General features: G+C 41.7%; 13 protein-coding genes, 20 tRNA genes and 3 rRNA genes. 5 read left to right on the forward strand and 31 right to left on the reverse strand.

Annotation, left to right across the window (positions count from 1 at the left end; all coding sequences use genetic code 11):
- The first annotated feature begins 97 nt into the window (after positions 1–97).
- Positions 98–850, forward strand: a complete 753-nt coding sequence (locus tag BG04_RS09500; RefSeq protein WP_013059568.1) for a TraR/DksA C4-type zinc finger protein — start codon at positions 98–100, stop codon at positions 848–850.
- 94 nt (positions 851–944) lie between these two features.
- The gene (locus tag BG04_RS09505) at positions 945–1,742 is read left to right on the forward strand and encodes a TIGR00266 family protein (RefSeq protein WP_013085284.1); all 798 of its coding nucleotides are present in this window, start codon (positions 945–947) and stop codon (positions 1,740–1,742) included.
- A 38-nt stretch (positions 1,743–1,780) separates the two neighbouring features.
- On the opposite strand, the gene BG04_RS09510 is transcribed toward BG04_RS09505, so the two are convergent.
- The 28 genes from BG04_RS09510 to BG04_RS09645 all read right to left on the reverse strand — a co-directional run bounded on the left by BG04_RS09510 (position 1,781) and on the right by BG04_RS09645 (position 16,799).
- Complete coding sequence (locus BG04_RS09510; RefSeq protein ID WP_016765785.1) at positions 1,781–4,192, reverse strand: glycogen/starch/alpha-glucan phosphorylase; 2,412 nt, start codon at positions 4,190–4,192, stop codon at positions 1,781–1,783.
- Between the two features lie 13 nt (positions 4,193–4,205).
- Positions 4,206–5,636 (reverse strand): glycogen synthase GlgA, encoded by a 1,431-nt coding sequence (glgA, locus tag BG04_RS09515; protein WP_013085286.1) that lies wholly within the window; start codon positions 5,634–5,636, stop codon positions 4,206–4,208.
- Positions 5,633–6,658, reverse strand: coding sequence for a glucose-1-phosphate adenylyltransferase family protein (locus BG04_RS09520; RefSeq protein ID WP_025750736.1), 1,026 nt, complete (start codon positions 6,656–6,658; stop codon positions 5,633–5,635). The genes glgA and BG04_RS09520 overlap by 4 nt, the downstream gene beginning before the upstream one ends.
- 22 nt (positions 6,659–6,680) lie before the next feature.
- A complete protein-coding gene (locus BG04_RS09525) occupies positions 6,681–7,832 on the reverse strand; it encodes a glucose-1-phosphate adenylyltransferase (protein ID WP_016765788.1) in 1,152 nt (383 codons plus the stop codon).
- Positions 7,783–9,744, reverse strand: coding sequence for a 1,4-alpha-glucan branching protein GlgB (gene glgB / locus BG04_RS09530; RefSeq protein ID WP_016765789.1), 1,962 nt, complete (start codon positions 9,742–9,744; stop codon positions 7,783–7,785). Before glgB ends, BG04_RS09525 begins: the two co-directional genes overlap by 50 nt.
- Positions 9,745–10,037: 293 nt before the next feature.
- Positions 10,038–10,109: transfer RNA gene (locus tag BG04_RS09535), tRNA-Glu, on the reverse strand.
- A gap of 20 nt (positions 10,110–10,129) precedes the next feature.
- Positions 10,130–10,220, reverse strand: a tRNA-Ser gene (locus BG04_RS09540).
- A gap of 3 nt (positions 10,221–10,223) precedes the next feature.
- Positions 10,224–10,298, reverse strand: a tRNA-Asn gene (locus BG04_RS09545).
- Positions 10,299–10,301: 3 nt separating this feature from the next.
- Positions 10,302–10,378, reverse strand: a tRNA-Ile gene (locus BG04_RS09550).
- Positions 10,379–10,383: 5 nt separating this feature from the next.
- Positions 10,384–10,457: transfer RNA gene (locus BG04_RS09555), tRNA-Gly, on the reverse strand.
- A gap of 11 nt (positions 10,458–10,468) precedes the next feature.
- Positions 10,469–10,544: transfer RNA gene (locus BG04_RS09560), tRNA-His, on the reverse strand.
- 10 nt (positions 10,545–10,554) lie between these two features.
- Positions 10,555–10,630, reverse strand: a tRNA-Phe gene (locus BG04_RS09565).
- Between the two features lie 8 nt (positions 10,631–10,638).
- Positions 10,639–10,714: transfer RNA gene (locus tag BG04_RS09570), tRNA-Asp, on the reverse strand.
- A gap of 4 nt (positions 10,715–10,718) precedes the next feature.
- Positions 10,719–10,795 (reverse strand) — tRNA-Met (locus tag BG04_RS09575).
- A 24-nt stretch (positions 10,796–10,819) separates the two neighbouring features.
- A tRNA-Ser gene (locus tag BG04_RS09580) sits at positions 10,820–10,912 on the reverse strand.
- A 27-nt stretch (positions 10,913–10,939) separates the two neighbouring features.
- Positions 10,940–11,016, reverse strand: a tRNA-Met gene (locus BG04_RS09585).
- A 30-nt stretch (positions 11,017–11,046) separates the two neighbouring features.
- Positions 11,047–11,122: transfer RNA gene (locus BG04_RS09590), tRNA-Ala, on the reverse strand.
- 5 nt (positions 11,123–11,127) lie between these two features.
- Positions 11,128–11,204, reverse strand: a tRNA-Pro gene (locus BG04_RS09595).
- A 4-nt stretch (positions 11,205–11,208) separates the two neighbouring features.
- Positions 11,209–11,285, reverse strand: a tRNA-Arg gene (locus tag BG04_RS09600).
- 9 nt (positions 11,286–11,294) lie between these two features.
- Positions 11,295–11,383 (reverse strand) — tRNA-Leu (locus tag BG04_RS09605).
- Between the two features lie 14 nt (positions 11,384–11,397).
- Positions 11,398–11,472: transfer RNA gene (locus BG04_RS09610), tRNA-Gly, on the reverse strand.
- A 23-nt stretch (positions 11,473–11,495) separates the two neighbouring features.
- A tRNA-Leu gene (locus tag BG04_RS09615) sits at positions 11,496–11,577 on the reverse strand.
- A gap of 13 nt (positions 11,578–11,590) precedes the next feature.
- Positions 11,591–11,666, reverse strand: a tRNA-Lys gene (locus BG04_RS09620).
- Between the two features lie 8 nt (positions 11,667–11,674).
- Positions 11,675–11,750: transfer RNA gene (locus tag BG04_RS09625), tRNA-Thr, on the reverse strand.
- A gap of 26 nt (positions 11,751–11,776) precedes the next feature.
- A tRNA-Val gene (locus BG04_RS09630) sits at positions 11,777–11,852 on the reverse strand.
- Between the two features lie 9 nt (positions 11,853–11,861).
- Positions 11,862–11,977 (reverse strand): 5S ribosomal RNA (rrf, locus tag BG04_RS09635).
- Between the two features lie 110 nt (positions 11,978–12,087).
- Positions 12,088–15,022: ribosomal RNA gene (locus BG04_RS09640) — 23S ribosomal RNA — on the reverse strand.
- A 225-nt stretch (positions 15,023–15,247) separates the two neighbouring features.
- Positions 15,248–16,799, reverse strand: a 16S ribosomal RNA gene (locus tag BG04_RS09645).
- The 16S, 23S and 5S rRNA genes sit together here with 20 tRNA genes alongside, the layout of an rRNA operon.
- A 354-nt stretch (positions 16,800–17,153) precedes the next feature.
- Here BG04_RS09645 and BG04_RS09650 point away from each other — a divergent pair.
- From BG04_RS09650 to BG04_RS09660, 3 genes are all read left to right on the forward strand, one after another.
- Entirely contained in the window at positions 17,154–17,348 is a 195-nt protein-coding gene (locus tag BG04_RS09650; protein WP_013059575.1) for a hypothetical protein, read from the forward strand.
- A gap of 239 nt (positions 17,349–17,587) precedes the next feature.
- Positions 17,588–19,174, forward strand: coding sequence for an AMP-binding protein (locus BG04_RS09655; RefSeq protein ID WP_016765791.1), 1,587 nt, complete (start codon positions 17,588–17,590; stop codon positions 19,172–19,174).
- Positions 19,175–19,293: 119 nt separating this feature from the next.
- Positions 19,294–19,971 carry an MgtC/SapB family protein gene (locus tag BG04_RS09660; RefSeq protein WP_013059577.1) on the forward strand — a complete coding sequence of 226 codons (678 nt, stop codon included), beginning with the start codon at positions 19,294–19,296 and terminating at the stop codon, positions 19,969–19,971.
- Positions 19,972–19,997: 26 nt separating this feature from the next.
- On the opposite strand, the gene BG04_RS09665 is transcribed toward BG04_RS09660, so the two are convergent.
- Genes BG04_RS09665 through cobA form a run of 3 tightly spaced genes read right to left on the reverse strand, consistent with a single transcriptional unit; the run spans position 19,998 to position 22,147 of the window.
- Complete coding sequence (locus tag BG04_RS09665; RefSeq protein WP_013085291.1) at positions 19,998–20,606, reverse strand: NAD(P)-binding protein; 609 nt, start codon at positions 20,604–20,606, stop codon at positions 19,998–20,000.
- Positions 20,587–21,354 carry a sirohydrochlorin chelatase gene (locus tag BG04_RS09670; RefSeq protein WP_016765792.1) on the reverse strand — a complete coding sequence of 256 codons (768 nt, stop codon included), beginning with the start codon at positions 21,352–21,354 and terminating at the stop codon, positions 20,587–20,589. Before BG04_RS09670 ends, BG04_RS09665 begins: the two co-directional genes overlap by 20 nt.
- 13 nt (positions 21,355–21,367) lie before the next feature.
- Positions 21,368–22,147: a uroporphyrinogen-III C-methyltransferase gene (cobA, locus tag BG04_RS09675; RefSeq protein WP_016765793.1), complete on the reverse strand. Its 780-nt coding sequence runs from the start codon at positions 22,145–22,147 to the stop codon at positions 21,368–21,370.
- Between the last annotated feature and the right edge of the window lie 62 nt (positions 22,148–22,209).

Below are 22,209 nucleotides of genomic sequence, written 5' to 3' on the forward strand. Positions count from 1 at the left end.
CTTCATGAATACCCCAAATACTCCTAATATGAATCGTGTTTTTTTGAATTTTTAACACATACTACAAAAGCACACTAAATTTTTAAGGGGGAGCTTCATGACACTTTCAAAACAAGAAATCAGTCAGTTAAAACAAAATTTACAGCAGCAGCAGGCTGATATTCAATCGCACTTTGATCAAAATGATCATTTTGGTCTAACTCGAAGCGACGCTCACGATGCTGTAGGAGAACTTTCAAGCTACGATAACCACCCTGGTGACACAGCCACGGAAACATACGAGCGTGAAAAAGACCTTGCATTAAATGAACATGCAAAACAAGAGCTACATGAAATAGAAGAAGCACTTCAGGCAATCGCTCACAGCACGTATGGAACGTGCAAAGTATGTGGAGCAGATATCTCGTTTGAAAGACTTCAGGCTGTACCAACTACTTTATACTGTAGAGAACATAGCCCATCGCAGGATATTCCAAAGCACAGACCTGTAGAAGAAAATGTTCTCCATCACCCATTTGGTCAATACGACTATGACGATACCGAAACAACAGGATATGACGCAGAAGATTCTTGGCAAGACGTTGCGCGTTACGGGACGTCTGAATCTCCTTCTGATTTTATAGAAGATACGTCTAACTATAGTGAAACCTATATTGAGGCAGATGAAGCTATTGGATACGTTGAAGATTATGAAAACTTTGCCGCTACCGATTTATATGGACAGCCTCTTCCTATTTACCCTTCAAAAGAGCATGAGCGATATGAAAATGCACTGGATGAAGAAGGTACGATGACCATATTTGGAGATTTACCGGCCTATGAGAAAGATCCATACACTGAAAAGGAGTAGTTCTTCATACTACTCTTTTTTCTATTTTTTGGAGGAGCTATAGGAGATGATATCGAATAAATAGGAGATTAGAATTAATAATGAGGTGAAAATGATGAATGCACATGAAATTGATTATAAATTGTATGGAGATGACATGCAGTTTGTTGAAATTGAATTAGATCCTTCAGAAAGTGTTATAGCAGAAGCTGGAGGAATGATGATGATGGAAGATGATATTGAGATGGAAACCATTTTTGGTGACGGTTCTTCTTCCACCAGCAGCGGGCTGTTTAATAAACTAAAAGGAGCTGGGAAACGCGTATTAACTGGTGAAAGTTTATTTATGACGGTATATACAAATAATGGATATCACAAACGAAAAGTATCCTTCGCTTCACCTTTTCCAGGCAAGATTATTCCTGTCGATTTAGAGCAGCTCGATCATAAAATCATTTGTCAAAAGAGCTCCTTTTTATGCGCTGCCAAAGGCGTATCCGTTGGCATTGATTTTCAAAAAAAACTAGGAACGGGCTTCTTTGGCGGTGAAGGTTTTATTATGCAAAAATTAGAAGGTAATGGCTTGGCATTTTTGCATGCAGGCGGGACCATTCATAAAAGACAGCTGCAGCCGGGTGAACGCCTTCGAGTGGATACTGGATGTTTAGTGGCCATGACCCGTGATGTAAACTACAACATCGAATATGTAGGGAAAATTAAAACAGCTCTGTTTGGAGGGGAAGGCATGTTTTTTGCTACTCTGTCAGGACCGGGAACAGTTTGGATTCAATCTCTTCCTTTTAGCCGACTAGCCGATCGCGTTTTATCAAGTGCAGTTTCACCAACGGGAGGTAAAGGTGAAGGCAGTATCCTTGGTTCTTTAGGTGATTTCTTAAACGGTGACAACAGATAAAATAAAAAAGGTGTAGTCTTTGACTACACCTTTTCTATTTATTGATTTAATAAATTTTTAGTGGAATGAATCCCCCAAATATCAGATGCATATTCCTCAATCGTTCGATCACTAGAAAAAAAGCCGGAGTGTGCAATGTTCGTCGCACTCATTTGAAGCCATTTATTTTCATTTCTATAAGCTTCGTTTACTTTTTGCTGTGCCGTAACGTATGAGTCAAAGTCACGGAGTACATAGTATTCATCATTTTGCATTAATAATGAATCATATATAGGCTCGAATAAGTCATATGTGTCAGGCAGGAAGCCGTTTGTAAGCTGCTCGAGCACTTGGCGAATACGCTTATCATGATGGTAATAATCATAGGCACGGTATCCTCCATTTTGCTGATAGCTCAACACTTCTTCGGCTTTTAATCCAAAAATAAAGACATTATCTTTTCCTACTGCCTCGCTAATTTCGACGTTCGCTCCGTCCATCGTGCCAAGAGTTAACGCTCCGTTCATCATGAATTTCATATTTCCCGTTCCCGAAGCTTCTTTGCTGGCGGTTGAAATCTGTTCACTGACATCCGCTGCAGGAAAGATATACTCAGCAAGTGACACACGATAGTTTTCTAAAAAAACGACTTTTAAAAACGGTGATGTTTGTGGATCATTATTGACAACATCAGCTACAGAGTTAATTAGCTTGATGACTTTTTTTGCATAATAATAGCCGGGAGAAGCTTTCGCACCAAAAATAAATGTACGAGGAACGATTTGAAAATTAGGGTCTTCTTTTAATCGATTGTACAAATACATAATGTGCAGCACATTTAAAAGCTGCCTTTTGTAAGCATGAAGCCTTTTAACCTGTACATCAAAAATAGAATTAGAATCTATTTTAATTCCCGTTTGCTCTTGAATAATATCCGCAAGCAGCTTTTTACGCTGTTGTTTTACTGTTTTTAGTCCTTGTAAAAAACTTGGATCTTCCACGTACTCTTGGAGCTTTATAAGAGAATGCGGCTGTTTAATCCATTTATCTCCTATCACCTCGGTAATAAGGGAGGAAAGCTGCGGGTTAGCTTTTAACAACCAGCGCCGGTGGGTAATTCCGTTCGTTTTATTGTTAAATTTAGCAGGATAAAACTGATAAAAATCTTTCATTTCTCGTTCTTTTAAAATATCAGTATGAATCTTTGCCACACCGTTTACTTTATAACTTCCCACAATTGCTAAATGAGCCATCTTTACTAATCCGTGCGCTAAAATAGCCATATTTTCAATCCGCTGCCAGTCACCTGGATATGATTCCCATAATTCTTTACAAAAGCGCTCATTAATTTCTTCAATAATCATATACACGCGTGGAAGCAAGGGTTGAAATAAATCAATTGGCCATTTCTCAAGGGCTTCAGAAAGAGTGGTATGATTTGTGTATGATATGGTATTGGACGTAATATGCCATGCATCTTCCCATTCCATTTTTTCTTCATCCAGTAAAATTCTCATTAGCTCAGGAATCGCAAGTACAGGATGAGTATCGTTAATATGAATGGCTACTTTTTCGTGAAAGTTTGTAAGTGTTTGATAGGTATTTCGATGTGCTCTGATAATACTTTGTAAGCTAGCTGACACAAGAAAATATTGCTGTTTCAATCTTAATATTTTACCATCTTCATGTGTATCATCTGGATATAAAAATTCTGATACAGCCTCTGTTTGACGCTTATACTCCATCACATCTTTATGTACTGGAAATGATGAAGGCTCCGCATTCCAAAGGCGAAGTGTATTAACTGTATCTGTTTTATACCCGATAACCGGGATGTCATAAGGAACAGCAGAGACGGGTTCTCCTTTTACATGACGAAAAGAGAATTTTTCGTCTTCCTGTACCATTTCAACTTCGCCCCAAAAGTTCACTTCTATGGCTTGATCTAATTTGCGTACTTCCCATGAATTCCCATGCCTTAACCACTGTTCTGGGAGCTCAATCTGAAAGCCGTTTACAATCTTTTGATCAAACAAACCGTGTTTATAGCGAATCCCATAACCGTGGCCAGGAAGATTAAGTGAAGCAAGAGAATCTAAAAAACAAGCAGCAAGCCTGCCTAATCCGCCGTTTCCTAATCCTGCGTCTACTTCTATCTCTTCAATATTTTCAAGTGAAATATTCAGATCACTTAATCCTTCTTTTACAACTTCCCGAATTCCTAAATTCAACAGATTTTGACCCAATAGTCTGCCTAGTAAAAATTCGATAGAAAGATAATACACTTGCTTTGTATGTGAAGACCTATGAATTTCATTGGTTGAAATCCAATCGCTGCTAATATACTCTCGCACCATATTTCCTAATGTATGATAGTGATCTTGAACAGTAGATTCTTTAAAGCTCTTTCCATATGTCATTTCCAGCTTTTTTAAAAAAGCCTCTTGAAAGCTTTTTTTATCAGAGAACAATCTGCTCACCCTTTCACGATGGAGTAGATGTCAAATTTGAATACAATTGATTATATTTAAATGCCGATTGCCCCCAGCTATAATCCTGACTCATAGCATCCATCATTAATTTTTTCCATACATCTTTCTGGTGATAAAATGAAACAGCTCTTTCTAACGTATGAAGCATGTCATGAGCATTATAATTCTTAAAAGAGAAGCCATTTCCCTCTCCGCTATATTCATTATAAGCTTTGACCGTGTCATTCAGGCCGCCCGTTTCACGCACGACTGGAATGGTTCCATATTTTAAGGCTATTAATTGTCCGAGTCCGCAAGGCTCAAAACGGGAAGGCATTAAAAATAAATCCGTACCGGCATAAACTTTATGAGCAAGTTCTTCATTAAAACCAATAATAGCTTTTACTTGTTGCGGGTACGTATCTTCCATCTCACGGAAAAACTGCTCAAACTCGTGTTCTCCAGTTCCTAAAATAACAATTTGGGCTCCTAAGTTAACCGTCTCATGGAAAACGTGCTTAACTAAATCCAATCCCTTCTGCTGAGTTAACCTTGTAACCATCGAAATAATTGGAACATCCTTATTTTCTTCTAATTCAAGATAGCGCTGGAGCTCTTTTTTATTTTTATATTTCCCTTCAATTTTTTCTACCGAATAAGGATAAGATATAAGCTGATCTGCGTCTGGGCTATAAGCTTCTTCATCGATTCCATTTACAATCCCAATTAAATCTTGATTTCGCTGACGTAATAATCCATCTAAACTTTCTCCGTAATATGGCATTTGAATTTCATCTCGATATGTAGGACTTACCGTGGTAATTTTATCAGCTGATACAAGCGCAGCTTTCATAAAATTAATATTCCCATAAAACTCGAGCTGGCTTGTAGTAAAATAATATTCATTTAAATTTAATAACTCATATAAATTGCTCTTAGGGAAGATTCCTTGGAATTGCAAGTTATGAATCGTAAAGACCGTCTGAATATGATCATACATATCATAATTAGCACGAAGTAAAAATGGAATCATAGCCGTATGCCAGTCGTGACAATGAATAATATCAGGCTCATTCTCTAAAAACGGGATAGCTTCAAGCACGGCTCTGCTGAAAAAAGCAAATCGTTCAGCGTCATCGTAGTGCCCATATAAGCTATCTCTTTTAAAATAATATTCATTATCAATGAAAATATATTTAACGCCATCCATCGTTAACGATTCAATTCCGCAGTACTGTCTTCTCCACCCAACCTGTACATGAATAACTTTTTCAAGCACCATTTCATCTTGATAATGTTGAGGAATCGTTCCGTACTTTGGCATGACTACACATACGTTCGTTCCTAACTTTTTTAATTCTTTAGGCAGGGCACCAGCTACGTCTGCTAATCCTCCTGTTTTAATAAAAGGTACACATTCTGATACAGCAAATAATACATTCACGACTTCATCAACGCTCCTTGAGTTGTTCCTTTAGCAATGACTCTAGGTAATCCTGACTCACCTAGCAACGTTTCATTACTTCCTATTTTCACATCTTTATCTAAAACAACATTTTCTAATACACTATTTTCTAAAATAACGCCTTTTTGCATCACAATGCTATTCTTAACGACCGTACCTTTTCCAATTTTAACGCCTCGGAAGATAATACTATTTTCCACATGCCCTTCAATCACGCACCCGTTTGCAATCATTGAATTTTTCACAACCGCTTTTTTTGCGTAACGAGTAGGCGGTTCATCTTTTACTTTAGTGAAAACAGGACGTTCGTTGATAAATAACTGCTTCCAGACATCTGGAGATAAAATTTCCATACTTGTTTTATAGTAGGCATCTAAGCTAGAAATCTCAGCCGTATATCCATGGTGCTCATACTTTTCTACACGATGAGATTGTGCCATATATCGAACCATTTCTTTAATCGTATAAAAATCATGGGATTCATTTTGCAAAATATTAACGAGAATAGATTTATTAATAATATACATATTAAGCGATTTATCACCCTGCTTCATTTCAGTAATATCTGCATTTGAAGCAATATGACGTTGCAACACGTGCTCAAAGTCAACTGTACATATTGTATAACTATTCGCAATTAATACGTATTCCTGCTTACTTCTTAAGAAATAATCAATATGATAACGGAACTGCGTGAATAGTGATGGACTTTCTAAGTGTAAATCACTTGTCATAGGAGGGAAGATAAACAATCCATCTCGCTTCCGATCCAAATCCCACTCTTTTCCTGAACCTATATGATCCATCAATGCGCGATAGCGATCACGAGGAAAAATGGCAACGCTCGAAATTCCAGAGTTCACCATATTAGAAAGCGTAAAATCGATTAATCGATAGCGTCCTGCAAAAGGAATGGCAGCAATCGATCTATAAAAGGTTAAAGGCTGCAGCGCTGTTGTGTTTGTACAAGCATCAATAATACCAAGCATTTGATTATTCAATGTCGTTCATCCTCTCTGTTCGTTAAATGCATTTAGCAACTGATTCAATCAATTCTTGAGTAACAAGAATTACTTCTTCGCTTCCTTTGGTCGGTCGAATAATAGTACCGTCTGGAACTTCAATGTCCGATGGAACAATTGCGTTTTCAATATATACGTTAGAGCCTATCTTTGCAGTAGGCATGACAACCGTTTTCTTAACCTCAGAACCTGAGCCGATTTGTACACCTGGAAATAACACGGACTGCTCTACGTTTCCTTCGACAACGCACCCTTCATTTACTAATGACTCCACCACGCAGGCGTTTGGCGCGATATATTGAGGAGGCTGATTAGGGTTAACAGAGTATACTTTCCATGAAGAGTCAAATAAATTAAGCTCGTCTTTATCACATAACAAATCCATATTCGCTTCCCACAAGCTTTTTACAGTTCCTACATCTTTCCAATAACCTTGAAATGGGTATGCAATTAGCTTTTTCTTTTCATCTAGTAAAAGCGGAATAACATCTTTACCAAAATCATGGCTTGAATATGGATTGCGTGCATCCATTTCTAAATATTCTTTTAAAATACTCCATTTAAAAATATAAATTCCCATGGAAGCTAGATTATTTTTAGGACGCTGTGGTTTTTCATCGAACTCCATTACGTCTAGGTCACTATTGGTATTTAAAATACCAAAACGGCTCGCTTCTTCCCAAGGTACTTCAATAACAGAAATCGTTACGTCTGCTTCTTTGTTTATATGATAATCAAGCATATTTTCATAGTTCATTTTATAAATGTGATCCCCTGATAGAATCAGTACGTACTCAGGATCATATTGTGTCAAATAGTTTAAATTTTCATAAATAGCACTAGCCGTGCCTTTATACCACTTTACTCCATCTGACTCCGCGTATGGAGGCAATACCGTGACGCCACCATTCCGTCGGTCCAAATCCCAAGCGCTTCCAATTCCAATGTATGAATTGAGAACTAGCGGTTGATATTGGGTTAATACACCTACTGTCTCAATACCTGAATTTGTACAATTACTTAAAGCAAAATCAATAATTCGATACTTACCACCAAATGGTACAGCTGGCTTTGCTAGATTTTTTGTAAGCGAACTGAGCCGACTACCTTTTCCTCCTGCCAATAACATCGCTACGCATTTCTTTTTTAACATGTTGTTTTCTCTCCCCTCGTTTTCTCTTTGCTCGTAGTATACTAATGCCAAACGGCGGAATATTCATTTCAATGCAAAAAGGTTGACCGTGAAACGATTCATCCACTGATTTTAATGCCTTTTTATTTACAATGCCTGAACCGCCGTACACTTCGTCATCACTGTTAATAACTTCAATGTACTCTGTCTCAACTGGAACTCCAACTTTGTAAGAATGATATGGATGCTCAGAAAAATTGCTAACAACTATAAAAATCTCCTGATTTTCTTTTGACTTACGAATAAAAGAGAAGATTTGTTGATGATGGTTGTTAACATCAATCCATTCGAATCCATCTGGATTATGGTCTAATTCATATAAAGGCTTGCTTCTCTTATAAATCTTGATGAGATCCTTCATATATCCGTTAAGATTGCGATGCATATCAAAGTCATAAAGCATCCAATCCAACTCCTCTAAATCTTTCCACTCATCAAATTGGCCAAACTCTCCGCCCATAAATAAAAGCTTTTTTCCCGGGTGTGCAAAGAAGTATCCATATAGCAGTCGAAGCTGTGCAAACTTGCGCCAGTAATCACCTGGCATCTTATTAAGTAATGATTTTTTTCCATGTACGACTTCATCATGGGAAAGCGGCAAAATAAAATTTTCGTTAAACGCATACATTAGTGAAAAGGTCATTTTATCGTGAAGATAGGGACGTCTTTCCACGCCAGCTTCCATGTATGTTAAAGCGTCATTCATCCATCCCATATTCCATTTATAATTAAAGCCTAAACCGCCCTCATACGTAGGTGCCGTAACAAGCGGCCAGTCCGTGGAATCTTCTGCCATCATTAATACCGTTTCATCAGATTCAAAAACAGCTTCATTCAACTTTTTCAAGAAGCTGACAGCTCCATCATTCACTGCTTTTCCAGAAGAATTTTGCCAATAAAGCATATTAGCTACAGCATCTACTCGAAATCCATCTATATGGAAGTACTCCAACCAAAACAAAGCATTCGAAATCAGAAAACTTTGTACTTCAGGCTTTCCTAAATCGAAATTAGCTGTTCCCCAAACGTAGTTTTCACGATCGGATTCTTGTTTGTATTCATAAGTAGGTTCTCCATCGAACATATACAGACCATGTTCATCCTTACAAAAGTGCCCGGGTACCCAATCTAAAAGAACTCCTATATTGTTTTGATGACACTCATCTATAAAGTTCATCAACTCTTTAGGTGTACCGTATCGACTGGTGGCGGAATAGTATCCAGTTCCTTGATATCCCCAGGATCGGTCGAGCGGATGCTCAATGACTGGTAATAACTCAATATGTGTAAAACCTTGTTCAGCAATATAAGGAATAAGCTCCTGTGCTAATTCACTGTATGTATAAAGGCTGCCATCTTCATGAGTCCTCCAAGACCCTGCATGCAGCTCGTAAATACACAGCGGTCTTTCATATATATTTTGCTGTTTTTTCTTTCTACGCCAATATTGGTCGTTCCATTTGTACCCATCCAATGAGTAAACAATAGACGCAGTGTTTGGGCGCACTTCGCTGAAGAAAGCGTATGGATCTGCTTTTAATTTTTTTTGATTGCTTTGTGTGATGATTTCATATTTATAAATAGTCCCTTGTTCTAATTCAGGGATAAATGTCATCCAAATACCTTCTTCATTAACTTTGACCATGGAATGTTGAAAACCGTTCCATTTATTAAAATCACCTACAACGCTTACACCCTTTGCATGAGGTGCCCACACGCAAAATCGTACGCCTTCAATCCCTTCTACCGTTACCTGATGCGCACCGAAAATAGAGTAACTGCGAAATAAGTTTCCTTCGTGATACAAATGAACATCAAATTCAGTAGGCTGAACCGCTAGATTCACTTTTGCCACCCCTTTAACTTCAAACATAATATACGCACATAATATACGCTTCTTACCACTCATTCCCTCTTACAGTAAAAACATAAACCTTTTCTACAAATATAATAGAATAAAAGTTCTTTTAAATGACTCTTTATCCCATACTCTTCATACTTTATTACTTTATGAATAATTCCATATGACATAGGGAAAATCCTGCTTAAAACTTACTTTTTATTCTGAAAATTCATGGTAATTATTCCTAACTATTATTTCTGTTTACTTAATCTTTAAAAAAGCGCAAATAAAAAAGGTTTGCATATATGCAAACCTTTTTGAGATGACCCGTACGGGATTCGAACCCGTGTTACCGCCGTGAAAGGGCGGTGTCTTAACCGCTTGACCAACGGGCCATATTTAAATTTAAAACGACTGGCGGAGAAGGAGGGATTTGAACCCTCGCGCCGCTTACACGACCTACACCCTTAGCAGGGGCGCCTCTTCAGCCACTTGAGTACTTCTCCGTATGGCTCCACAGGTAGGACTCGAACCTACGACCGATCGGTTAACAGCCGATAGCTCTACCACTGAGCTACTGTGGAATATGGTGGGCCTAAGTGGACTCGAACCACCGACCTCACGCTTATCAGGCGTGCGCTCTAACCAGCTGAGCTATAGGCCCATTTTTGGAGCGGGTGATGAGAATCGAACTCACGACATCAGCTTGGAAGGCTGAGGTTTTACCACTAAACTACACCCGCGTTACTTAAGATGGGGCGACTGATGGGAATCGAACCCACGAATGCCGGAACCACAATCCGGTGCGTTAACCACTTCGCCACAATCGCCGTCTTAAAATGGTGGCTCGGGACGGAATCGAACCGCCGACACAAGGATTTTCAGTCCTTTGCTCTACCAACTGAGCTACCGAGCCAAACAAAATGGCGGTCCCGACGGGAATCGAACCCGCGATCTCCTGCGTGACAGGCAGGCATGTTAACCGCTACACCACGGGACCACTTTGGTTGCGGGGACAGGATTTGAACCTGCGACCTTCGGGTTATGAGCCCGACGAGCTACCGAACTGCTCCACCCCGCGATGATATGAAATGATATAAATAAATGGCGGAGGAAGAGGGATTCGAACCCCCGCGGGCTTTAACACCCCTGTCGGTTTTCAAGACCGATCCCTTCAGCCGGACTTGGGTATTCCTCCGTATATTTATAACAAATGTAACTTATATGGTAGCGGCGGAGGGAGTCGAACCCACGACCTCACGGGTATGAACCGTACGCTCTAGCCAGCTGAGCTACACCGCCATATTATTCGTTACAATTATTTAATTTAATTGGTGGAGCCTAGCGGGATCGAACCGCTGACCTCCTGCGTGCAAGGCAGGCGCTCTCCCAGCTGAGCTAAGGCCCCATAAATGGTCGGGAAGACAGGATTCGAACCTGCGACCCCTTGGTCCCAAACCAAGTGCTCTACCAAGCTGAGCTACTTCCCGTTTATGGCGCGCCCGAGAGGAGTCGAACCCCTAACCTTTTGATCCGTAGTCAAACGCTCTATCCAATTGAGCTACGGGCGCTTATTAAAATGGTGCCGAGGGCCGGACTTGAACCGGCACGGTAGTCACCTACCGCAGGATTTTAAGTCCTGTGTGTCTGCCAATTCCACCACCCCGGCAGGACTTATATATGTGGAGCGGAAGACGAGGTTCGAACTCGCGACCCCCACCTTGGCAAGGTGGTGTTCTACCACTGAACTACTTCCGCGCATATATGAAATTAATAAAAGATGCGGGTGAAGGGACTTGAACCCCCACGTCGTAAGACACTAGATCCTAAGTCTAGCGCGTCTGCCAATTCCGCCACACCCGCGTGTGAATATAAATGGTGAGCCATGAAGGACTCGAACCTTCGACCCTCTGATTAAAAGTCAGATGCTCTACCAACTGAGCTAATGGCTCGAAAAAAATGGTGCCGGCAAGAGGACTTGAACCCCCAACCTACTGATTACAAGTCAGTTGCTCTACCAATTGAGCTACACCGGCGTGCAATCTCTGACTTAAATAGTCGATGGTGGAGGATGACGGGATCGAACCGCCGACCCCCTGCTTGTAAGGCAGGTGCTCTCCCAGCTGAGCTAATCCTCCGATATATAAGCCTGGCAACGTCCTACTCTCACAGGGACAAAGTCCCAACTACCATTGGCGCTAAAGAGCTTAACTTCCGTGTTCGGTATGGGAACGGGTGTGACCTCTTCGCTATCGCCACCAGACATATTATATTATACACTATTTCATAAAGAAAGCAAGACTTTTTTTCCGAAAGATTTATTCTTTCAAAACTAGATAACAGTTCGCTGAGTAAAGCTTACGCTTTTAAAGTTTGGTTAAGTCCTCGATCGATTAGTATCAGTCAGCTACACATGTCGCCACGCTTCCACCTCTGACCTATCAACCTGATCATCTTTCAGGGATCTTACTAGCTTGCGCTATGGGAAATCTCATCTTGAGGGGGGCTTCATGCTTAGATGCTTTCAGCACTTATCCCGTCCACACATAGCTACCCAGCGATGCCTTTGGCAAGACAACTGGTACACCAGCGGTGTGTCCATCCCGGTCCTCTCGTACTAAGGACAGCTCCTCTCAAATTTCCTACGCCCACGACGGATAGGGACCGAACTGTCTCACGACGTTCTGAACCCAGCTCGCGTACCGCTTTAATGGGCGAACAGCCCAACCCTTGGGACCGACTACAGCCCCAGGATGCGATGAGCCGACATCGAGGTGCCAAACCTCCCCGTCGATGTGGACTCTTGGGGGAGATAAGCCTGTTATCCCCGGGGTAGCTTTTATCCGTTGAGCGATGGCCCTTCCATGCGGAACCACCGGATCACTAAGCCCGACTTTCGTCCCTGCTCGACTTGTAGGTCTCGCAGTCAAGCTCCCTTGTGCCTTTACACTCTACGAATGATTTCCAACCATTCTGAGGGAACCTTTGGGCGCCTCCGTTACATTTTAGGAGGCGACCGCCCCAGTCAAACTGCCCACCTGACACTGTCTCCAGGCCCGATCAGGGCCGCGGGTTAGAATTTCAATACAGCCAGGGTAGTATCCCACCGACGCCTCCACCGAAGCTAGCGCTCCGGCTTCTCAGGCTCCTACCTATCCTGTACAAGCTGTACCAAAATTCAATATCAGGCTACAGTAAAGCTCCACGGGGTCTTTCCGTCCTGTCGCGGGTAACCTGCATCTTCACAGGTACTATAATTTCACCGAGTCTCTCGTTGAGACAGTGCCCAGATCGTTACGCCTTTCGTGCGGGTCGGAACTTACCCGACAAGGAATTTCGCTACCTTAGGACCGTTATAGTTACGGCCGCCGTTTACTGGGGCTTCGATTCAGAGCTTCTCCCAAAGGATAACCCCTCCTCTTAACCTTCCAGCACCGGGCAGGCGTCAGCCCCTATACTTCGCCTTGCGGCTTCGCAGAGACCTGTGTTTTTGCTAAACAGTCGCCTGGGCCTATTCACTGCGGCTCTCTCGGGCTATACACCCTACCAGAGCACCCCTTCTCCCGAAGTTACGGGGTCATTTTGCCGAGTTCCTTAACGAGAGTTCTCTCGATCACCTTAGGATTCTCTCCTCGCCTACCTGTGTCGGTTTGCGGTACGGGCACCTCCCGCCTCGCTAGAGGCTTTTCTTGGCAGTGTGGAATCAGGAACTTCGGTACTATAATTCCCTCGTCATCACAGCTCAGCCTTTATGATGAGCGGATTTGCCTACTCATCAGCCTAACTGCTTGAACGCGCATATCCAGCAGCGCGCTTACCCTATCCTACTGCGTCCCCCCATTACTCAAACGGCGGGGAGGTGGTACAGGAATATCAACCTGTTGGCCATCGCCTACGCTTTTCAGCCTCGGCTTAGGTCCCGACTAACCCTGAGCGGACGAGCCTTCCTCAGGAAACCTTAGGCATTCGGTGGACAAGATTCTCACTTGTCTTTCGCTACTCATACCGGCATTCTCACTTCTAAGCGCTCCACCAGTCCTTACGGTCTGACTTCGCTGCACTTAGAACGCTCTCCTACCACTGACATCAAAGATGTCAATCCACAGCTTCGGTGATACGTTTAGCCCCGGTACATTTTCGGCGCAGAGTCACTCGACCAGTGAGCTATTACGCACTCTTTAAATGGTGGCTGCTTCTAAGCCAACATCCTGGTTGTCTAAGCAACACCACATCCTTTTCCACTTAACGTATACTTGGGGACCTTAGCTGTGGTCTGGGCTGTTTCCCTTTTGACTACGGACCTTATCACTCGCAGTCTGACTCCCATGGATAAGTCTTTGGCATTCGGAGTTTGACTGAATTCGGTAACCCGTTGGGGGCCCCTAGTCCAATCAGTGCTCTACCTCCAAGACTCTCACAACATGAGGCTAGCCCTAAAGCTATTTCGGAGAGAACCAGCTATCTCCAGGTTCGATTGGAATTTCTCCGCTACCCACACCTCATCCCCGCACTTTTCAACGTGCGTGGGTTCGGGCCTCCATTCAGTGTTACCTGAACTTCACCCTGGACATGGGTAGATCACCTGGTTTCGGGTCTACAACCACATACTAAACGCCCTATTCAGACTCGCTTTCGCTACGGCTCCGCCTTATCAGCTTAACCTTGCATGGGATCGTAACTCGCCGGTTCATTCTACAAAAGGCACGCCATCACCCGTTAACGGGCTCTGACTACTTGTAGGCACACGGTTTCAGGATCTCTTTCACTCCCCTTCCGGGGTGCTTTTCACCTTTCCCTCACGGTACTGGTTCACTATCGGTCACTAGGTAGTATTTAGCCTTGGGAGATGGTCCTCCCAGCTTCCGACGGAATTTCACGTGTTCCGCCGTACTCAGGATCCACTCAAGAGGGAACGAAGTTTCAACTACAGGGTTGTTACCTTCTTCGACGGACCTTTCCAGGTCGCTTCATTTACTTCGTTCCTTTGTAACTCCGTATAGAGTGTCCTACAACCCCAAGAGGCAAGCCTCTTGGTTTGGGCTAATTCCGTTTCGCTCGCCGCTACTCAGGAAATCGCATTTGCTTTCTCTTCCTCCGGGTACTTAGATGTTTCAGTTCCCCGGGTCTGCCTTCAATATCCTATGTATTCAGATAAAGATACTGTTCCATTACGAACAGTGGGTTTCCCCATTCGGAAATCTCCGGATCAAAGCTCACTTACAGCTCCCCGAAGCATATCGGTGTTAGTCCCGTCCTTCATCGGCTCCTAGTGCCAAGGCATTCACCGTGCGCCCTTTCTAACTTAACCATTAGCGAATAAATGGTACAACATACTGTTGTGTTATTTATTGGTTTGATTAAAGAAAAGTTTCACTTTTCCTCAGCAATTACTGTTATCTAGTTTTCAAAGAACAATCGCAACCAAAATTCTTCTTATTGAATAAGAAGAAAGTAGTGTGCTTTCTATAATTGAGAGATTGAACTCTCAAAACTGAACAAAGTGTCAAAACGTACGTCATGTAAAAATCCTTAGAAAGGAGGTGATCCAGCCGCACCTTCCGATACGGCTACCTTGTTACGACTTCACCCCAATCATCTGTCCCACCTTAGGCGGCTAGCTCCTTACGGTTACTCCACCGACTTCGGGTGTTACAAACTCTCGTGGTGTGACGGGCGGTGTGTACAAGGCCCGGGAACGTATTCACCGCGGCATGCTGATCCGCGATTACTAGCGATTCCAGCTTCATGTAGGCGAGTTGCAGCCTACAATCCGAACTGAGAATGGTTTTATGGGATTGGCTTGACCTCGCGGTCTTGCAGCCCTTTGTACCATCCATTGTAGCACGTGTGTAGCCCAGGTCATAAGGGGCATGATGATTTGACGTCATCCCCACCTTCCTCCGGTTTGTCACCGGCAGTCACCTTAGAGTGCCCAACTAAATGCTGGCAACTAAGATCAAGGGTTGCGCTCGTTGCGGGACTTAACCCAACATCTCACGACACGAGCTGACGACAACCATGCACCACCTGTCACTCTGTCCCCCGAAGGGGAACGCTCTATCTCTAGAGTTGTCAGAGGATGTCAAGACCTGGTAAGGTTCTTCGCGTTGCTTCGAATTAAACCACATGCTCCACCGCTTGTGCGGGCCCCCGTCAATTCCTTTGAGTTTCAGTCTTGCGACCGTACTCCCCAGGCGGAGTGCTTAATGCGTTAGCTGCAGCACTAAAGGGCGGAAACCCTCTAACACTTAGCACTCATCGTTTACGGCGTGGACTACCAGGGTATCTAATCCTGTTTGCTCCCCACGCTTTCGCGCCTCAGCGTCAGTTACAGACCAAAAAGCCGCCTTCGCCACTGGTGTTCCTCCACATCTCTACGCATTTCACCGCTACACGTGGAATTCCGCTTTTCTCTTCTGCACTCAAGTTCCCCAGTTTCCAATGACCCTCCACGGTTGAGCCGTGGGCTTTCACATCAGACTTAAGAAACCGCCTGCGCGCGCTTTACGCCCAATAATTCCGGATAACGCTTGCCACCTACGTATTACCGCGGCTGCTGGCACGTAGTTAGCCGTGGCTTTCTGGTTAGGTACCGTCAAGGTACAAGCAGTTACTCTTGTACTTGTTCTTCCCTAACAACAGAGTTTTACGACCCGAAAGCCTTCATCACTCACGCGGCGTTGCTCCGTCAGACTTTCGTCCATTGCGGAAGATTCCCTACTGCTGCCTCCCGTAGGAGTCTGGGCCGTGTCTCAGTCCCAGTGTGGCCGATCACCCTCTCAGGTCGGCTATGCATCGTTGCCTTGGTGAGCCGTTACCTCACCAACTAGCTAATGCACCGCGGGCCCATCTGTAAGTGATAGCCGAAACCATCTTTCAATCATCTCCCATGAAGGAGAAGATCCTATCCGGTATTAGCTTCGGTTTCCCGAAGTTATCCCAGTCTTACAGGCAGGTTGCCCACGTGTTACTCACCCGTCCGCCGCTAACGTCATAGAAGCAAGCTTCTAATCAGTTCGCTCGACTTGCATGTATTAGGCACGCCGCCAGCGTTCATCCTGAGCCAGGATCAAACTCTCCGAAGAAATGTTTGACTTGCTCAATTTAAAAAATAAAAATCAACGTTGACGTTTGTCGCTTTGTTCAGTTTTCAAAGTTCAACCGCCGCTCTTAAGCGACTTTACTATCATAACAAGTTGCAACCTAGTTGTCAACAAGTTTTTTTATTTGTTTATCACTTCGATGTTTGCTTTAGCAGTTCATCTTAGCGACATTTAATAATATACCATGCCTCCTTTTATTGTGCAATAGTTTTTCGATATATTTTTAAAAACTATTTTCTTACAAACGAAACGTTCGCCAATTAATAGATACTAGCATATCTAGAGCCACACTAGCATAATGTCTATTAAATCATTATCCGCCAAGGAGGCGTTCACTTGGATACCTTAATTGCAGCTGCACTCTATTTGTCCTTTTGTATGTCTATTCTCTTAATTTCACTTGCTTATTGGGAATCAATTCAAATGTCTAATAAAGAAGGCAAGGTCAACGGCCTTTCATTTATTTCACTTTCAACATTCAGCATGATTTTTTGTTTGTTTACTTCATATTTTTATACCATTCTTTATTAACATGCGTTGTCTTCTTATAAAAAGGAGACATTTCTTTATTTTATTACAATATTCGCATTCAGTATACTTACTTATTGAAATCAATGCGATAACTTCAGTCACTCCTCTTCTTCTATACGTACGATGGACAGTGAAGGAATTTGTCGAATGATTTTTTGGAACACTTTCTTTAAATTTGATAAACTACTTTTAGAAAACGCTTTCATTTATACTTTAACATTATTCAAGGAGGAAACCAAATGAAACCATTGCTTGAATTAACAGTTGGAGAACTTTTAAAAGAAAGTACAAAAAAGTTTGGGCATCAAGAAGCGGTTATCTACTCTGAACAAAATATTCGCTATACGTACGCGGAATTTTATCAAGAAACCTCTCGAGTTGCAAAGGCACTTCTAGCCACCGGTCTCAAAAAAGGCGACCATATCGCTATCTGGGCTACCAATGTGCCGGAATGGTTGCTTCTTCAATTCGCAGCAGCTAGAATAGGCGCTGTTTTGGTTACCCTTAATACAAGTTATCAATCCTCTGAATTAGAGTATGTATTGAGTCATTCTGATACAACAGCGCTATTTTTCATTGATGAATTTAAAAGCACTTCTTATACGTCTATTATCACTAGTATTGAACATAACCTTCCCAAACTAAAACATCTTATAAACTTAAGTGGATCAAGCGAACATACATCTTGGAATGAGTTTTTAATGAGTAGCTTAATGATCTCGGATGAGGTTCTCGATAAGCATGAACAATCCCTACATATCCATGATGTTATCAATATGCAATATACTTCCGGAACAACAGGTTTTCCAAAAGGAGTTATGCTAAGTCACCATAATATAGTAAACAACGGCTTTTTAGTTGCTCAGTCTATGAAACTGACTAACGAAGACCGCTTATGCATCCCAGTTCCTTTCTTTCATTGCTTTGGATGTGTGCTGGGTGTTCTAGCATGCGTATCTGTAGGTGCTACTATGCTACCGATTATTGAATTTCAACCTGCCTCTGTTTTACGCACCGTAGAGAACGAAAAATGTACAGCTCTTCACGGTGTACCAACTATGTTTATTGCGGAATTAAATGCACTTGAGTTTAATCAATATGATTTATCTACTCTTCGCACAGGAATTATGGCTGGTTCTAATTGTCCAGCAGAAGTAATGAAACGAGTCATACATGACATGGGCATCAATGAAATTACGATCGCGTATGGTCAAACCGAAACATCTCCTGTAATCACCCAAACAACCCCAACTGATTCTATCGAGCGGCGAGTACAAACGGTTGGCAAAGTTCATAATCATGTACAGATTCAAATTATTAATCCAGTTACAGGTAAACCAGCTTCTTTCGGAGAACAAGGAGAACTTTGTGCAAAAGGATATTTAACAATGAAAGGGTATTATAAAATGCCGGAAGAAACAGAAAAAACAATTGTAAAAGATTGGCTACATACAGGAGATTTAGCTACCATCGATAAGGATGGCTATGTAAAAATTACAGGACGTCTAAAAGATATGATTATTAGAGGCGGAGAAAACATTTACCCAAGAGAGATTGAAGAGTTTTTATATAGAATACCCGAGGTAGAAGATGTGCAAATTGTCGGTATTCCTGATCCAAAGTATGGAGAACGAGTTGCTGCATGCATTAAACTCAAGCAACATTCTTTTCTTACCGCTCAAGAAATCAAAGACTTTTGCAAAGGTAAGCTTGCTCATTTCAAAATTCCGGAACATATTTATTTTATAGACGACTTTCCCATGACGGCCTCCGGCAAGATTCAAAAATATAAATTGAAAGAAAAGATTGTAGCGCTTTATAAATAATCAGATTTTTTTGAATTCCACCTGTTATTATGAAGAAAAGTTTACTATACTAATACATATCTGTTTTTCTTCTTTCATACAGATATAAACAACAATGTTTATTGAAATAGGTGAAAATAATGGAAAATGAAATGTTGCTTAAATTAGGTATTTCCGCTGTACTTGGTCTTATTATTGGAATTGAAAGGGAACTAAAACGAAAGCCTGTTGGTTTAAAAACATCTCTCGTAATTTCCATTATTAGCTGTTTACTCACAATTGTTTCGATTGAGTCTTCTCAAATTTTTAATAAAGGTGATCATATCACAATGGACCCGCTTCGTCTGGCCGCTCAAATTGTTTCTGGAATTGGTTTTTTAGGGGCGGGCGTCATTTTACGAAAAGAAAATGACAGCATCTCAGGGCTTACAACAGCGGCTATTATCTGGGGAGCAGCAGGTATAGGCATTGCTGTAGGTGCAGGGTTTTATCCTGAAGCTATTACCGGAGTTGTACTGCTCATTATCAGCGTTGAACTTCTTCCCTTCCTTATTACTATTTTGGGGCCTAGGCAACTGCGCGAGAAAGAACTTATTCTTCAACTCAAGCTGGCGGATAAGCACAATATCTTTGATACAACTAATAGCATTAGAGAAAAGAATATTACAATTAAAAATATTCGAATCAAAGATTTAGACACCAATGAATTGTATATACGAATGAAAGTGTCAGTTAATAACCAGCGCCCTACTACAGAAGTGTATTACGAAATTCAAAAAATCAGCGGTATTCGAAGCATTGAAGTTGAAAATGTATAAATAAAAAACGGCCAATTGGCCGTTTTTTATTTATATTTTTCAATCTGTTGTAAAAATTCCCGCTGTTTTACTAGAGACAGCCGGTATTGATCATCGATAATTTCTGTTAATAACTCATGTTTACGGCTCTTTGACACATTCAATCTGTGGATAAGAACTCTGCATTCATACAAAAACTGTGTATACTGTGTGTAACTCTCATCATAATTTGAGGATAAGTCTTCTTTGATTCGTTTTGTCAACAAAGGACTAGCGCCATCTGTGGATATTGCTAGCGATAATCTCCCTCTAGAAAACTGTGCAGGGATTTGAATATTTCCATCGGAAAAACTGCTGGCCATATTAACCAACTGATCATTTTTAATATGCTGCTTAACAAACTTATTCACAGCTTGATCATTTGTAGCCACAACAATTAAAAAGACATTAAGTAAGTCTTCTTCTCCTACTTTTTTTCTTTTTACACGCAGCTGATCTTTAACTTCCCATTCATTTATTTCAGCTGAAACAGTTGGAGCAACCACTGTAATGGCTGCTCCTTCTTGTAAAAAACCTTTAATTCTACGAGTTGCGATTGTTCCGCCCCCAACTACTAAGACCGAACGACCCTTTAAATCAAGCATAACGGTATACATCGTATTGATTTCCTTTGCTGGATAATAACGTTTTTACTTGGTGACTTAAAATGTGTGCAAGTCCATCATGATAACCTAGGTAGTTGGCTAAGATAAACTGCTGGGCATCTGTTGATAGCTGCTCCAATTCTTCCTTAATTTCGTTCATTAAAATACCGGTAAACAAAAGGTATGGAAGAACGAATACTTGCTTATACGAAGTTCGTTTAGCAAGGTGCAGGCCTTCTTTTAAATTAGGAGAAGCTGCAGCTAAATAACATGTGCTCACTTCTTTAAAAGCACCTTTCCCTTTTAGCAGTTGAGCTATTTCGTTAAAATCTTTTTTTACAGCAGGATCACTGCTTCCTCTGCCGACCAACAATACCATCGAATCTTCATGCTTATCCACATTGGTTTCATTGATTCTCTCTAGCAAGATATCAACAATTCGTTCGTCTACGCCGAACGGTTCTCCGTACAGGACTTCTACCTGGGGATAACGTTCATATACTTTGTGTATTTCTTCGGGTATATCATGCTTTGCATGCGCAGCTGTTAATAACAGAAGAGGCACAATTGCAATACGAGTAGCACCTTGTTCAATGCATGCTTCAAATCCTTGTTCAATAGTGGGGGAAGCTAGTTCTAGGAAACAAACTTCTTGAATCGGTACATCTAGATTTTTTTTACATCTTTCAATAAAAGCAACTGCCTGATCAGCGCCTTCTTTTACGCGGCTGCCATGGCAAACATATAAAACTGCATCCATATAATCAACCTCTTTAGTAAGCTTCTTGTGCAAACGAATAGTAATGCTGTCCAGTCTTCTCAAACCAATTTAATCGATCATGAAAATTCACAACTTCACCAACGATAATCATACTTGGATTTTCAATTTGTTCTTCTTTAACAATATCAACAATTGTACCAAGAGTTCCAGTTACAGTGCGCTGGTGCGCACATGTTCCCCAGTGAATCAATGCAATTGGCGTAGCTGAAGTTTTTCCGTGTTTCATTAACTGTTGGCAAATGTACGGTAAGTTCCGCACCCCCATATAAATTGCAAGAGTATCTACACCTTTGGCTAGGCTATCCCATTTGATTGCATCATGCTCGCTATCTTTACGATGACCTGCTACAAAAGCAAAGCTTGCGCTGTATTCCCGGTGAGTGACAGGGATTCCTGCATAAGCAGCGGCTGCGATACCTGATGTAATTCCTGGAACAATTTCAAATGAAATGCCCTGCTGCACGAGAGCTTCTGCTTCTTCCCCTCCGCGTCCAAAAACAAATGGATCTCCGCCTTTTAAGCGCGTTACAATTTTTCCTTTTTTAGCGAATTTTACTAAAAAGTTGTTAATTGTTTCTTGCTTGAGGGTATGGTAGTTCGGAAGCTTTCCGCAGTAAATGATATCCGCATCACTTTTAGCATACTCCAGCAGGTCCTTATTCACTAAACGATCATATAAGATAACATCTGCTTGTTGAATTGCTTTCAACCCTTTTAATGTAATTAAATCTGGATCTCCCGGTCCTGCACCGACTAGATATACTTTCCCCATGAATGCCTTTCACCCTTCCATCATTTCCACGTCTCCGCAGCGCTCCCACATTTTAATTTGAA

It is taken from the genome of Priestia megaterium NBRC 15308 = ATCC 14581 (assembly GCF_000832985.1).
Classification (GTDB): domain Bacteria; phylum Bacillota; class Bacilli; order Bacillales; family Bacillaceae_H; genus Priestia; species Priestia megaterium.